The 13,352-nt window shown below is 52.4% G+C and carries 12 protein-coding genes; 5 read left to right on the top strand and 7 right to left on the bottom strand.

What is annotated here, in order from left to right:
* The first annotated feature begins 163 nt into the window (after positions 1-163).
* Genes IMQ33_RS08390 through IMQ33_RS08400 form a run of 3 tightly spaced genes read left to right on the top strand, consistent with a single transcriptional unit; the run spans position 164 to position 3,342 of the window.
* The gene (locus IMQ33_RS08390) at positions 164-1,126 is read left to right on the top strand and encodes a polysaccharide deacetylase family protein (protein ID WP_196061732.1); all 963 of its coding nucleotides are present in this window, start codon (positions 164-166) and stop codon (positions 1,124-1,126) included.
* 4 nt (positions 1,127-1,130) lie between these two features.
* On the top strand, positions 1,131-2,258 hold the full coding sequence (locus tag IMQ33_RS08395) for a glycosyltransferase family 9 protein (protein WP_196061733.1): 1,128 nt from the start codon (positions 1,131-1,133) through the stop codon (positions 2,256-2,258).
* Between the two features lies 1 nt (position 2,259).
* Positions 2,260-3,342: a glycosyltransferase gene (locus IMQ33_RS08400; protein ID WP_196061734.1), complete on the top strand. Its 1,083-nt coding sequence runs from the start codon at positions 2,260-2,262 to the stop codon at positions 3,340-3,342.
* Between the two features lie 39 nt (positions 3,343-3,381).
* Here the strand turns inward: IMQ33_RS08400 and IMQ33_RS08405 are convergent, their stop codons facing one another.
* From IMQ33_RS08405 to rfaD, 5 genes are read right to left on the bottom strand one after another with little or no spacing between them, the layout of a single operon-like run.
* Positions 3,382-4,596, bottom strand: a complete 1,215-nt coding sequence (locus tag IMQ33_RS08405) for an O-antigen ligase (RefSeq protein WP_196061735.1) — start codon at positions 4,594-4,596, stop codon at positions 3,382-3,384.
* Positions 4,584-5,507 (bottom strand): glycosyltransferase family A protein, encoded by a 924-nt coding sequence (locus IMQ33_RS08410; RefSeq protein ID WP_196061736.1) that lies wholly within the window; start codon positions 5,505-5,507, stop codon positions 4,584-4,586. Before IMQ33_RS08410 ends, IMQ33_RS08405 begins: the two co-directional genes overlap by 13 nt.
* Before the next feature lies 1 nt (position 5,508).
* Positions 5,509-6,492 carry a lipopolysaccharide heptosyltransferase RfaC gene (gene rfaC / locus IMQ33_RS08415; protein ID WP_196061737.1) on the bottom strand — a complete coding sequence of 328 codons (984 nt, stop codon included), beginning with the start codon at positions 6,490-6,492 and terminating at the stop codon, positions 5,509-5,511.
* 2 nt (positions 6,493-6,494) lie between these two features.
* Positions 6,495-7,541, bottom strand: a complete 1,047-nt coding sequence (gene rfaF / locus IMQ33_RS08420; RefSeq protein ID WP_173408508.1) for an ADP-heptose--LPS heptosyltransferase RfaF — start codon at positions 7,539-7,541, stop codon at positions 6,495-6,497.
* Positions 7,542-7,565: 24 nt separating this feature from the next.
* A complete protein-coding gene (rfaD, locus tag IMQ33_RS08425; protein ID WP_021807264.1) occupies positions 7,566-8,498 on the bottom strand; it encodes an ADP-glyceromanno-heptose 6-epimerase in 933 nt (310 codons plus the stop codon).
* Between the two features lie 240 nt (positions 8,499-8,738).
* Here rfaD and kbl point away from each other — a divergent pair, with 240 nt between their 5' ends.
* On the top strand, positions 8,739-9,935 hold the full coding sequence (gene kbl, locus IMQ33_RS08430; protein ID WP_024527884.1) for a glycine C-acetyltransferase: 1,197 nt from the start codon (positions 8,739-8,741) through the stop codon (positions 9,933-9,935).
* A 9-nt stretch (positions 9,936-9,944) separates the two neighbouring features.
* Positions 9,945-10,970, top strand: coding sequence for an L-threonine 3-dehydrogenase (tdh, locus tag IMQ33_RS08435; protein WP_021181859.1), 1,026 nt, complete (start codon positions 9,945-9,947; stop codon positions 10,968-10,970).
* A gap of 85 nt (positions 10,971-11,055) precedes the next feature.
* Here the strand turns inward: tdh and IMQ33_RS08440 are convergent, their stop codons facing one another.
* Together IMQ33_RS08440 and envC are read right to left on the bottom strand one after the other, a co-directional pair.
* Positions 11,056-12,006: a divergent polysaccharide deacetylase family protein gene (locus tag IMQ33_RS08440; protein ID WP_196061738.1), complete on the bottom strand. Its 951-nt coding sequence runs from the start codon at positions 12,004-12,006 to the stop codon at positions 11,056-11,058.
* Positions 12,007-12,008: 2 nt separating this feature from the next.
* Positions 12,009-13,343, bottom strand: coding sequence for a murein hydrolase activator EnvC (envC, locus tag IMQ33_RS08445; RefSeq protein ID WP_024527886.1), 1,335 nt, complete (start codon positions 13,341-13,343; stop codon positions 12,009-12,011).
* Between the last annotated feature and the right edge of the window lie 9 nt (positions 13,344-13,352).

The raw sequence follows: 13,352 nt of genomic DNA on the forward strand, positions 1-13,352 counted from the left end.
TGTGGCTACTGTTGCTCGGTTTTCTTGCCTGCGCAGAAAAAAATAGTGGCGTAGGGTGACAATTACGGCTCAATGTTGTCCAAACGAGGCAATAAAGTCGTTTGCCCTGAGGGATCGGGCTGCGTAACATAATGTCAATCTGTGACTATCAGGTTCCCAATGTATGACTAAACCGGCGTTTCTTATCACGATTGATACCGAAGGCGATAATCTGTGGCAAAACCACGACCGCATTTCGACCGAGAACACGCGTTTTTTGCCGCGCTTTCAGGCGCTATGTGAAAAATATGCCTGCAAGCCGGTTTATCTGACCAACTATGAAATGGCGGTGGATACACAGTACGTTGAATTTGCCCGCGACGTGATAGCACGCGGCACCGGCGAAGTGGGCATGCACCTGCACGCCTGGAACAGCCCACCGCTGACGCCGCTCACCGATGATGACTGGCGGCATAAACCCTATCTGATCGAATACCCGGCCGACCAAATTCGCGCCAAGGTCGATCATATGACCAAGCTGCTGGAAGATACCTTCCAGACCAAGATGCTCAGCCACCGTGCCGGGCGCTGGGCGTTTAATGAGTTTTATGCCTCATTGCTGCTGGAATATGGCTATCAGGTCGATTGTTCCGTCACCCCGCGAGTGAACTGGCAGTATTCGCCCGGCAATCCGCAGGGTAACGGCGGGACCGACTATCGCCATTTCCCCTCGCAGGCCTATTTTATCGATCCGGCCAATATCGCCAAACCCGGTGATTCCACGCTGTTGGAAGTGCCAATGAGCATTCAGTATAAACATTCGGCGTTGATGAATGCGGTGAAGCAGGGCTATGACAGCCTGCGGGGTAAAAAGCGTTCGCCGTCGGTGCATTGGCTACGGCCTTCCGGTAACAATCTGGACAAGATGAAGCTGGTGGTCGAACGCTCTCTGGCGCAGGGGCACGATTACGTCGAATTTATGCTGCACTCCTCCGAGTTTATGCCGGGAGGTAGCCCAACGTTCAAGACCGAGCAGGATATTGACGCGTTATATCGCGATTTGGAGCAGCTGTTTGCCTGGTTGCAACAGCGCACGGTTGGCATGACCTTGGCTGAATACTATAAACAGCAGATGAAAGCTGGTTAATTACATGAAAATCAGAAAGATGAAGTATGCTCATTGGTTTTTATATGTATACAACGCCCTGTTTGGTAACATGAAACCAAAAGAGTTGTTACGTGCAGACTATCCGTTCACTCGGATAGTGGTGTATTCCACAACAGCACTGGGGGATTTCATGTTTAATACCCCGGCTATGCGAGCACTGCGTCAACGATATCCAGAGGCTCATATTACGTTGGTAGCGGGTACGGTTAATTATGGCATGGTGAAAGATTACGCCTGCTTTGACGAGGTGATTTTCTGGAACAACAAATTCCGGGACATGCTGAAAGTGGTATGTGAACTTCGTAAACGCAAGCCAGAATTGGCCGTGATTCTACATGCCCATCTACCTTACGATATTGTCAGTGCAGTTTTGGCTGGCTGCCAATATATCCTCAGAGACAATTATCTTACTTTACCCAAGGGGCTAAATTCTTGGGTAACGAGTTGCTCACTGAACTTTAGTGGCCACCTGATCCAGAGAAAGTTGAATTTAATGCAATACCTGGGAGGAGACACTTCTTCTATTGAGATGGAAATCCCTTGTTCCTTCGAAAGGTTAACCAAGCCTACTGGACGGATACGGGTAGGGTTCAATATGGGGGCTTCAACCCGTGAACGTTGCTGGCCTGCTGGCTATTTTACCGAACTGGCCAAGCGGCTGATTGATCATGATGGGGATAATATTGATGTAGTGATCATCGGCTCTCAGGCCGATCACGACTTGGTGAATACGTTACTATTAAGTCTGGACAACAGTCAACGATCACGGGTGATTGACTATGTCGGTAAAACCTCGCTGACGCAGTTGCTCGGAGTGATCGATTCTCTGGACGTGTTGGTGACCGGCGATACTGGCCCTTTGCACTTGGCCGTGGCGCTGAAAGTGCCCACCGTCAGCTTGTTTGTCACTGCTAATCCAAAATTTACTGGCCCTTATCAGAATAAAGAATTACATCAGGTAATCGATCTTTCGTGTAGCTGTGATAATGCGTTGGAGATGTACCCTGAACAGCCGCTATCGATTATTCCTGTGGCGCATGTGTATGCCATAATAGAAAAAATGCACATTATTCCGTCAAGCAGAATAGCTCTATGTACAGCGAAAGGTTGAAATGAATATTGTCATCGCAGGATATGCCTTGGGTGGTTACGGTGGTATGGAAACGGTCTGTAAAAGGTTGGTTAAGCTTATTACGGAAAATAATCCCGGTAGCAAGGTTGATTTTATCTTCTTCAATGAGAAAGGGGAGGTAGATGAAACTTGGTATGCAGGATTAAGTGCCCAGATGGTTTCCTCTACCGTGCATAATACCAAGCTAAGGCGGTTGCATTTTGCCTTTGCTCTTTCAGGGTTTTTGCGCAGGCATAAGCCAGATGTGGTCATTGCCCTGGATACCCTTTCCTGTTATATCGCCAATGTTGCCAGAAAGCTGTGTCTGGGCCGATATCCCATCGTTTCCTGGCTGCATTTCTCATTGTACGATCTATACAAATATGCATATATCCTGAAGGCCGATGCTCACTTGGTGATCAGCCAGGGTATTAATCAACAGGTGCGGGAACTTGGGGTAAAAGAGAGGGATATTTATACTGTATTTAATCCGGTAGAGAAGACAGAAGATACGATCCCATTAAGTCATGCATCGGCCAATTTCATCTATATTGGCCGTGTTATTTTTGAAGGGCAAAAACGGTTGAAAGACCTATTGGAATCGTTGGTAGGGCTTCGGGGAGATTGGCGATTGCACGTGGTAGGGGGCGGTGAGGATTTGGCCCGATGCCAGAGCTATGCAGAAGGGCTGGGTATTGCATCTCGGATTTTATGGCATGGTTGGCAAGCTCAGCCCTGGTGTTATATTAAGGCGAATATCGGCGATCTGAAGGCATTGCTCCTGACTTCGGCATTTGAAGGGTTACCAATGACCTTGCTGGAGGCTATGGCTCACGGAGTGTATTGCGTTAGTTCGGATTGTCCAACCGGCCCGGCTGATGTTATTGATGGTATTAACGGCCAGCTATATGCCGTCAATCGGTTGGCTGGGTTGACGGAGATCATGCAGGCATTGGTTGACGGTGAGATTATGATCGATCAACCGCAGATTAAGCACTCTATTACCAAATTCTACGACGAAAGTTATTACCTGAATTTCAAACAGGCTCTGGACAGTATTCTGTTGAATTACCATGCCAAGTAAAATGTCACCCGGTTAGCGTTCCTAGCCGGGTGACATTTTTTATCGGCTTGCTACCGATGGATTATTTTTTGCAAACAGCGCGATACATGCCATATAGAACAGTAGTGATTCTGAACTGATTAACAAAACGTCTGATAAACCATAAATAATCATGCAACACCCGATCATCAAGAGCGGGGTATTTTTTTGCATCAACGACAGCGTGATAATGTACCCATAGAAAAATAGCACGGCCAGCAAACCAACAATACCCTGCAGCGAGGCGGCTTCCAGTAACTCATCATGCAGATGTGAGTCGATATAAACCATAGCCGTTTGGTTCTTCGGGTCGTTGACGATGATTTCCGCTGCTTGCGTATGGCGTGCCTCAACGGTATTGCCGTAAGGATGCTGTACAAATATCTTTAACCCAACACTCCATAATGAGAAGCGTGAACCTAGCGATGAGAAATCGTCTCCTTTCTGGTACAACATAATCTCAGTGCTGGTTTGCTCTATCTTGGGTTTGATATATTTGCTATAGGATGCCATGCCCACGACGCCAACCAAGGCTACGACGACCAACAGCGGTTTAAGGTGGATTTTACGGAAATGGAACAGCATCGTCAGCAGAATGAGTAATAGATGCGAGAGTATTGCGGCACGGGTTCCTGTCATAACCACGATCAGGAAGGACATAATAATGATCGCCACTGTTGCAATATGATAGCCCGTACTGTGTTTTAGTTTGATCAAAAGATAGATAAGTAAAATTGACAGTGCCGAGTAGATATAAGCGGCGATGGTTGCGCGGTTGGTACTCAGATCAATGCGATCGATACCGTGATAAACTTGATAGATGCCGAAACCTGTGGCTAAAATAAACGCCAGGGAAAATCCAGCCAGCAAATATTGGCGATAATTGATTGTGGCTAGATAGTGTGAGAAATGCGATATATAGAAAATCAACACCCCTCCAACTAGCAGTTTTTTGCCAGCATCCAGTTGTGTATTCCCCAGACCATAGTCTTGCATATGGCGATAAAGTACCAGCGTCCAGATGATTTTCACCAAACCTATCAGGATAATAGAATAGGAAATATCCATCTTTGGCCAGCGGATGTTTTTCCTTTCGAAGAAAAGGCCAAACATGGCCACATAGAAAGAAAAATAGAAGAGCTCCCGCTGCCTAGCAGTAATAATCAATGTAAAAACAATAGATAAAATAGTCAGTATAAAACTTGAGAAGTACAATCTTTTTCCTATTTTTTCCATAATAATTTCACCGCTTTTCTTTTATAGCTAAACCTGACTGCTGGGTTGATAAAAAAACTGAGGCTACGAGTTTCACGCACTTTTGCCTTCAGTAAGTCTAATTGTATACTCAGGGTAATCCAATTTTTTTGTTTCAACTCAATATCTAGCCAGTGGCATAGTACCAATTCATGGAATTTTTTGCCAAAAAGCGTATCCATTCTCTCTGTACACACAAAAAGGTTATGTATCTTTTCTGCCGAAGGTGAGTTCGATAAACTGGTGTTCCGTTTTATATAAAGATAATGCCCCTCACGGGAGAAAACAATATTCTTGGATTGTGTAAGGACCTGCGGAAAAATATAAAAATCTTCGTAGCAGGTAAAGTTTGGAATAGGGTTATTCTGAAGCAGAATACGTTTGATGAACTGGCCAATCAAATGCGCTTGGAAATCCTTATGGATAAGGAAACGCGTTATCGCTTCGTCCTGGGTCAAGACCTCTGTCTGTAACCCTTTCCAATTTTTATCAATACTGCTAATTTCACGAACTTCATGTAGTTTGGTCAACAGTAGATCGGGTTTATTCTCCTCGAGGAAAATAGTGATTTCGTTAAGAGAACCGCTTTTAAGCAGGTCGTCGCTGTCGAGCATGGTGACGTATTCACCCTGGCTGTTTACAATGGCGAAATTACGCACCTTGCCGATGTTTTTGAATTCGACGCTAAAATAACGCGCTTGAGGTACTGCTTGGGCGAATTCGCAAAGCAATGCTTCGGTGTTATCGCTGGAAGCATCATTGACCAGAATGATTTCACACTTTGCGATGCTTTCCCCCAGAGCGTCGAGCAGGCTCTGCAATGTTTCACGCAGATAGCTGCCGCTGTTGTGCGCGGCAATAATAATGCTGAGCAAAATATTTTGCGTGGTCATGTTACCAAGCATCCTCGTTGGCCAGAATCGGTGCTAACAACCCCATTACCTGTTCGGCGCTAATGTCTGCCATACGATCCACTGTCTTAGGACGACAGGCATGCTGATTCTGCCCGTAACCCCCAATCAGCCCCGGATCGGTCGGGCCGAACAGGGTGATATTCGGGCGATCCAGCGCGGCGGTCAGGTGGCTGAGCCCGGTATCTACCGACACCACGGCTTTGGCCCCAGCCAGCACTTCGGCAACCTGTTGCAGACTGAGCTTGGGCAACACTTCAACGTGTTCAAACCCTTCTGCCAGCCGTAAAGCGCGTTGGCGTTCGTGCTCAGCACCCCAAGGTAGCTTGATGTTTATTCCGCTCGGAGCGATCAGCGCGATCAGTTCTCGCCAGTTTGCCTCCGGCCAGTGTTTTTCATCCCGCGTAGTGGCGTGCAGGAAAACCAGATATTGCCCGGCATCGGCAGGAGGGGAGCTGAGAAACCGAGCGGCAATGGCGTAATCACCCGTGCTCTGCGGCTTTGCATACCCCAGGCTCTTGGCGAACAGCTCGCGAATGCGTTCCACCGCATGTTGCTGCTTGTCGACCTCATGGCGATGATTATAGAACCAGCTGGCAAAAGGCTCACGGACGCTTTTGCAGTCCAGGCCGTGTTTGCTGCCGTGCGCGATACGAGTCACCAACGCCGCGCTCTTGATCAGGCCCTGGGCGTCGATCACAAGGTCATAGTTGCGCTCCTGGACCTGGCGCTTGAAATCACAGCGCTGCTGGCGCGCTTCACTGCCGAACCAGTTTTTACGCCAGCGGCGAATGGCCACCGGGATCACGCGATCCACCGCCGGATGCCAGGTAGGGATCTGGCTAAACCCCTCTTCCACCACCCAATCGAAGCGGATACCGGGGATGGCCTGCATCGCGTCGGTCAAGGCCGGCAGCGTATGGAGCACATCCCCCATCGAAGAGGTCTTTACGATCAGCACCTGCATGATTATTCCTCGCTGGCGGCTAGTAACGGCGTCAGCGCGTCTAACACCTGCTGTGGCTGGATGTCGATCAGGCTCTGGTGATAACCCTGGTCGGCATCGCCTTTGCGTACCTTGTGATAGCCACTGATCAGGCGGATCACCTTGGCCTGATGAGACAGCGGTGGGGTGAAATCCGGGCTGCTCGGGCCGTACAAGGCTATCAGCGGTTTGTTCAACGCCGCTGCAACGTGCATCAAGCCGGAATCGTTACTGACTACGGCCCGGCAGGAGGCCAACAGGATCACTGCCTGTTCGAGCTGGGTTTCTCCGGCCAGGTTGAAGCAGAAATCGCGAGATTTTTCTGCCAATGCGGCACGGATCTGCTCACCGGCCTCGTGGTCTTTGGCCGAACCAAACAGGGCGATTTGATAGCCTGCATCGATCAGCATCTGTGCCAGCGTGGCGTAATGGTAATGCGGCCAGCGTTTGGCCGGGCCAAATTCGGCGCCTGGGCAAAAACCGATAATGGGCCGGTGGTCGGTGAGATTAAACGCCGAAGTGGTTTCGGCAATCTCTTCGTCACTGACCTGCAACTGCGGCCAGAGTATCGGCTGCGGCAGATCTTCAGCGCGCTGCATCCGCTGCTTATCGTAGGCCAGCGCGACGTAGCGCTGCACCATCAACGGGAATGCCGCTTTATCCAGTACGCGGAGATCGTTGAGCAGGCCGTAGCGCATCTCGCCGCGCCAGCCGGTACGCTGTGGCACGTTGGCAAAGAAGGGCACCAGGGCAGACTTGAATGAGTTGGGCAGCACATAGGCACGGTCATAGCCATTAGCGCGTAGCGCATGGCCAAGACGGCGGCGTTCGCCCAATGCCAGGGCACCATGGCCCAGCGGCATTGCCAACGCCTGGTTGACTTCGGGCATCCGCGCCAGCAGGGGACGGCACCAGGCAGGTGCCATCACATCGATTTCTGCCGACGGGTACTCGGCCTTCAGGGTGCGGTAGAGACTTTGCGACATCATCATATCGCCAACCCACGAAGGGCCAATGACCAGTATTTTCATACCGTGAGTAACTTCCTTCAGCGCTTAAGCGGGACGATTCAACCAGGCCATGTATTCTTTCACGCCTTCGGCCACGGTTTTGAACGGTGCGTCATAACCGGCCGCGCGCAGCTTGGTTTGATCGGCCTGAGTGTAAGCCTGGTAGCGGCCTTTCAGCTTTTCTGGGAACTCAATGTATTCCACGGCACCGGACTGATGGTATTCCACTACCGCATCGGCCACGGCTTGGAAGGTTTCCGCACGGCCGGTACCGCAGTTGAAGATGCCGGATACGCCGTTCTTCCAGAACCACAGGTTGACCGCCGCCACGTCGCCGACGTAGATGAAATCGCGCTTGAAGTTCTCGCTGCCAGCGAACAGTTTTGGATTTTCGCCGCGGTTGATTTGGTTGTTCAGGTGGAATGCAACGCTGGCCATGCTGCCTTTATGGCCTTCACGCGGGCCGTAAACGTTGAAATAACGGAAGCCACACACCTGCGAATCTGCTTCTGGCAGGATCTCGCGCACGTATTGGTCGAACAGGAATTTGGAGTAACCGTAAACGTTCAGCGGCTGCTCAAACTGACGCTCTTCGATAAAGTTATCGGTGCGGCCGCCGTAGGTGGCGGCAGAAGAGGCATACAGGAACGGGATCTGACGATCCAGGCAGTAATGCAGGATGTCTTTGGAATACTGATAGTTGTTATCCATCATGTATTTGCCATCCCACTCGGTGGTGGAGGAGCAGGCACCCTCGTGGAAAATGGCGTCGATGTCACCCAGATCGTCACCGGCCATGATGCTGGCGATAAAGTCTTCTTTATCGACATAGTCAGCGATATCAAGGTCGACCAGGTTAACGAATTTGGTGCCATCTTTCAGGTTATCCACCACCAGGATATCGCGATATCCGTTTTCATTCAGTGCCTTGATGATGTTGCTGCCAATCATGCCAGCGCCGCCAGTGACGATAATCATTGGGTTTACCCCTGTGTTCTTCCCGGTGGTGCACAATGCCCCACCCTATATGCTGCCTATAATAGCATTTCATGCCATTGGGAACATCGGTACGGCTCTTAATATCCCGTGCCGTTACATGATGCGCCGGTTTGCCGTGATATCTGCTGCAATTTTCAGATTCTCTGCGGTGGAATGTCGTCAGTTTGCTGGCAAAGCAGTAAAATATGCCGAAAATGCCCCTATCCTGGAGATGACCGAATGTCTGCGTCTTTTTACCAGCAGCTGGAACAGCAGCTTGCTACCACTCGTGCCGAAGGGCTGTTTAAACAAGAGCGCATTATCACTTCTGCCCAGCAGGCCGATATCTCGGTGGCCGATGGTCGCCAGGTGATCAACTTCTGCGCCAATAACTATCTCGGGCTGGCTAACCACCCGGAGCTGATCGCGGCGGCAAAGGCCGGGATGGACAGCCACGGCTTCGGCATGGCGTCGGTGCGTTTTATCTGTGGTACACAGGATAACCATAAGCAACTGGAACAAAAGTTGGCCGATTTCCTGGGAATGGAAGATGCGATCCTCTACTCCTCTTGTTTTGACGCCAACGGTGGCCTGTTTGAAACCCTGTTGGGCCCGGAAGACGCCATTATTTCAGACGCGCTGAACCATGCCTCAATCATCGACGGCGTGCGCCTGTGCAAGGCCAAGCGCTACCGCTATGCCAACAACGATATGGGCCAACTGGCCGAGCAACTGCAGCAGGCCAAGGCAGACGGTGCCCGCCACATCATGATCGCCACCGACGGGGTGTTCTCCATGGACGGCGTGATCGCCAACCTGAAGGGCGTGTGCGATCTGGCGGACCAATACGATGCGCTGGTGATGGTCGATGATTCCCACGCGGTGGGGTTTGTCGGCGCTAACGGGCGCGGGACGCACGAATACTGCGAAGTGATGGACCGCGTCGATATCATCACCGGCACTTTGGGTAAGGCGTTGGGCGGCGCTTCCGGCGGCTATACCGCTGGCAAAAAAGAGGTGGTGGAGTGGTTGCGTCAGCGTTCACGCCCTTATCTGTTCTCCAACTCGCTGGCTCCGGCCATTGTGGCAGCCTCGATCAAAGTGTTGGAACTGCTCGAAGACGGGGACGCCCTGCGCGATCGCCTGTGGGCCAATGCCAGCCTGTTCCGCGAAAAAATGACCGCAGCGGGCTTTACGCTTGCCGGGGCCGATCACGCCATCATCCCGGTGATGTTGGGTGAAGCAAAACTGGCGCAGGATTTCGCCAACGCACTGCTTAAGGAAGGCATCTACGTTACTGGTTTCTTCTACCCGGTGGTGCCAAAAGGTCAGGCACGTATCCGCACCCAGATGTCAGCCGATCACTCACCGGAGCAGATTGAACGTGCCGTTGAGGCGTTTATCCGCATCGGTAAGACGCTTGGCGTTATTGCATAAGGTAATTCGATGAAAGCATTAGCAAAACTGAAAGCGGAAGAAGGTATTTGGATGACCGATGTGCCTCAGCCTGAGCTGGGCCACAACGATGTCATGATTAAGATCCGCAAAACCGCTATCTGCGGTACTGATGTGCATATCTATAACTGGGACGAATGGTCGCAGAAAACCATTCCGGTACCGATGGTCGTGGGCCACGAATATGTGGGCGAAGTGGTCGCCATCGGCCAGGAAGTCAAAGGTTTCAGCATCGGCGATCGCGTTTCTGGCGAAGGGCACATCACCTGTGGCCACTGCCGTAACTGCCGCGGTGGCCGTACGCATCTGTGCCGCAACACCACCGGCGTGGGCGTAAACCGCCCAGGATCATTTGCCGAATATCTGGTGATCCCGGCGTTTAACGCTTTCAAAATCCCGGACAATATCTCGGACGAACTGGCCTCGATCTTTGACCCGTTTGGCAACGCCGTGCATACCGCGCTTTCCTTCGATCTGGTTGGGGAAGACGTGCTGGTGTCTGGTGCAGGCCCGATCGGCATTATGGCCGCTGCGGTATGTAAACACGTTGGTGCACGCCACGTGGTGATCACCGACGTGAACGAATATCGCCTGGAGCTGGCGCGCAAGATGGGTGTGACCCGTGCGGTAAACGTCAGCAAAGAAAACCTGACGGACGTAATGGCCGAGTTGGGCATGACCGAAGGGTTTGACGTGGGCCTGGAAATGTCCGGCGCGCCACCGGCGTTCCGTTCGTTGCTCAATGCCATGAACCACGGCGGCCGTATTGCGATGCTGGGGATCCCACCATCGGATATGTCGATTGACTGGACCCAGGTGATCTTCAAGGGGCTGTTTATCAAAGGGATCTACGGCCGCGAAATGTTCGAAACCTGGTACAAGATGGCGGCCCTAATCCAATCCGGTCTGGATCTGACGCCGATCATCACCCACCGTTTCTCGATTGACGAGTTCCAGCAGGGCTTTGACGCCATGCGTTCCGGGCAGTCGGGGAAAGTGGTGTTGAGCTGGGATTGATGTGATTGGCTAAGCGGGCACGGCATACGGTGCCCCCTTGGCTACATCATTAATGAAAGGCGGAGCGTAAGCCCCGCCTTTTATCTTATGGCTTGGTTGGCTCTGACCCCATCCAGTGCTGCCAATGGCGTTTGATCACCACCACGACCGGTGACTGCGCCACGCTTTCTGCAATGATGCCCAGCGCATGGCTGGCATTCATGCCTTCCTTCGGCAATTTAACTTTGCACTGCTTGATGCCACCGGTGAACGGATTTTTCGGCTGCGGTTTGTGTGGCTTGGATGGCGGCACATAGCCGCTTGCGCTCTGCTGCGGTTCATTGAGCAGCGAGCTGGGTTTCACCAGTACGATGTCGGAGGGCAGCGTAGCCAGCATCTGTTGCAGCACTTTTACCGTTGCCGGGCGCGGATGGCCGATGGCGATGGCCGATCCGTTGCGGCGCGCCAATTCGACGGCACGATTAAACTGGCGGCGGATATCGTCCGGGTTGGCCGTATCGTCGAGGAACACCTTGCGTTTGATCACCTTCACGCCGGTGCCCGCTGCCGCATGCGTGGCCTGGCTGTTGCCGATGGTCATGCTGTCGAGAAAATAGAGATGGTAGCTTTCCAGCGCCTGCATGACCTTTTGCATGCCCGGTAGGCTGGAGGTCATGGCGCTGCCCATATGGTTATTCATACCCACCGCAAAAGGCACGTTATTCACCGCATTACGGATGATACGCTGCACTTCTTCACTGCTCATGGAGGGTTGTAAGGTATCGCGCTCCAGCGGCTGTTTGCTGAGCGGAGCCATAGGCATGTGGATCAGCACTTCGCGCCCCTGGCTATGGGCTTTGGTGGCCATCAGATGGGCGTGAGGCGCATTGGGCAGCACGGCAACGGAGATCGCCGTCGGCATTTGCAGTACGGCATTTTCTTCATGTGGGCGATAACCCACGTCATCGATCACGATAGAGAGCTTGCCTGCCTGTGCTGCGCTAACGCACAGCAGCGTACTCAACAACAGGGCAGTACGCGTTTTGCTATAGTACAAATCTATCTTCCCAACCACGGCTGTGGGTTAACGGCCTGACCCTGGCGACGGATTTCGAAATAGAGCGATGGCGTTCCCTGACCACCGCTGGTGCCGACCAGGGCAATAGGCTGACCGGCACGCACCTGCGCTCCGACGCTAACCAAAGCGCTCTGGTTGTAACCATACAGGCTCATATCGCCCTTACCGTGTTCGACCACGACCACCAGGCCATAGCCTTGCAGCCAGTCGGCCAGCAGCACGCGGCCATCGGCAATGGCTTTCACTTCGCTGCCTTCGGCCGCAGAAATCACCATGCCTTTCCAGCGTAACTCACCTTGCAGTTGCTCGCCAAAGCGATGTTCTATGCGACCACGCACCGGCCATACGGCTTGCCCCGCAGGCTGGCCTAAACCGCCGGTTCGCGCCATCAGTGAACGCTCACCTTCGCTTGGTTTATAGCTGGTGCCGGTTTTCTTCGCCTGCTGTTCTTTGACTTTGACCTGCTCACGCACCTTGGCCGCTTCACGCGCTTCGCGTTCGGCTCGGGCGCGGGCTTCACGTTCGGCACGGGCGATCTGATCGCGTAGACGGGTTTCGTTCTGGCGCAGTTCCACCAGCCGCTGCTGATCTTTTTCCAACGAGGCTTCTAACGCGGTCAGGGTTTTTTTACGGGCGATGCGCGCCTGTTCCAGTTTTTGCTGCTGGGTTTGCTGCTCGCCAAGCAAGGATTTCTGCTGACCCTGTTTAGCTACCAGCGAGCTCTTTTGCTCTGCCAATTGCTTGCGGGTCTGCTTGAGCTGTTCAATGGACTGCTGGCGCGCTTCGTTCAGATAGCCAAAATAGGCCAGCATGCGTTCACTGCGCTGGGTTTCTTCACCGCTGAGCACCAGCTGCAAGGCGCTGTGTTGCCCCTGACGGAAGGCGGCATCGAGCTGTTTGGCGAGGATTTCCTGCTGGGTGGACTGCTGTTTTTGAAGCTTGGCGATGGAGGTGTTCAGCCCGGAAATGTCTTTGCTCAGTATGTCGAGCGTACCTTGGGTATCACGCAGCGAACGGCTGGCTTGCGCGATGGTCTTTTCCTGGAGTTTGAGCTGATTTTGCAGCGAACTGCGCTGTTGTTGCTGTTGTTTAACCGCTTTTTCTTTTTCAGCGATGCTCTGCTGAATGTCTTTGAGCTGGGATTTGTTATCTTCCGCGGCGTTGCCGGTGAATGGCAACAGCAATGCGCCAGCGAAAAACACGCTGGCGCAGATAGTGGTTAACTTCCGTGGCGCGGAGCGTTCAGGCAGCGGTTGGCTGCCTGAGTTTGCGCTTCGGGTTACCCTTGATAGTGCAAAATTCGCCTTCTCCCTCATGGGAAAGGA

The sequence above is a fragment of the Serratia sp. Res13-Sevr-LER1-36-b genome (genome assembly GCF_015673035.1).
Lineage (GTDB): Bacteria > Pseudomonadota > Gammaproteobacteria > Enterobacterales > Enterobacteriaceae > Chania > Chania fonticola_C.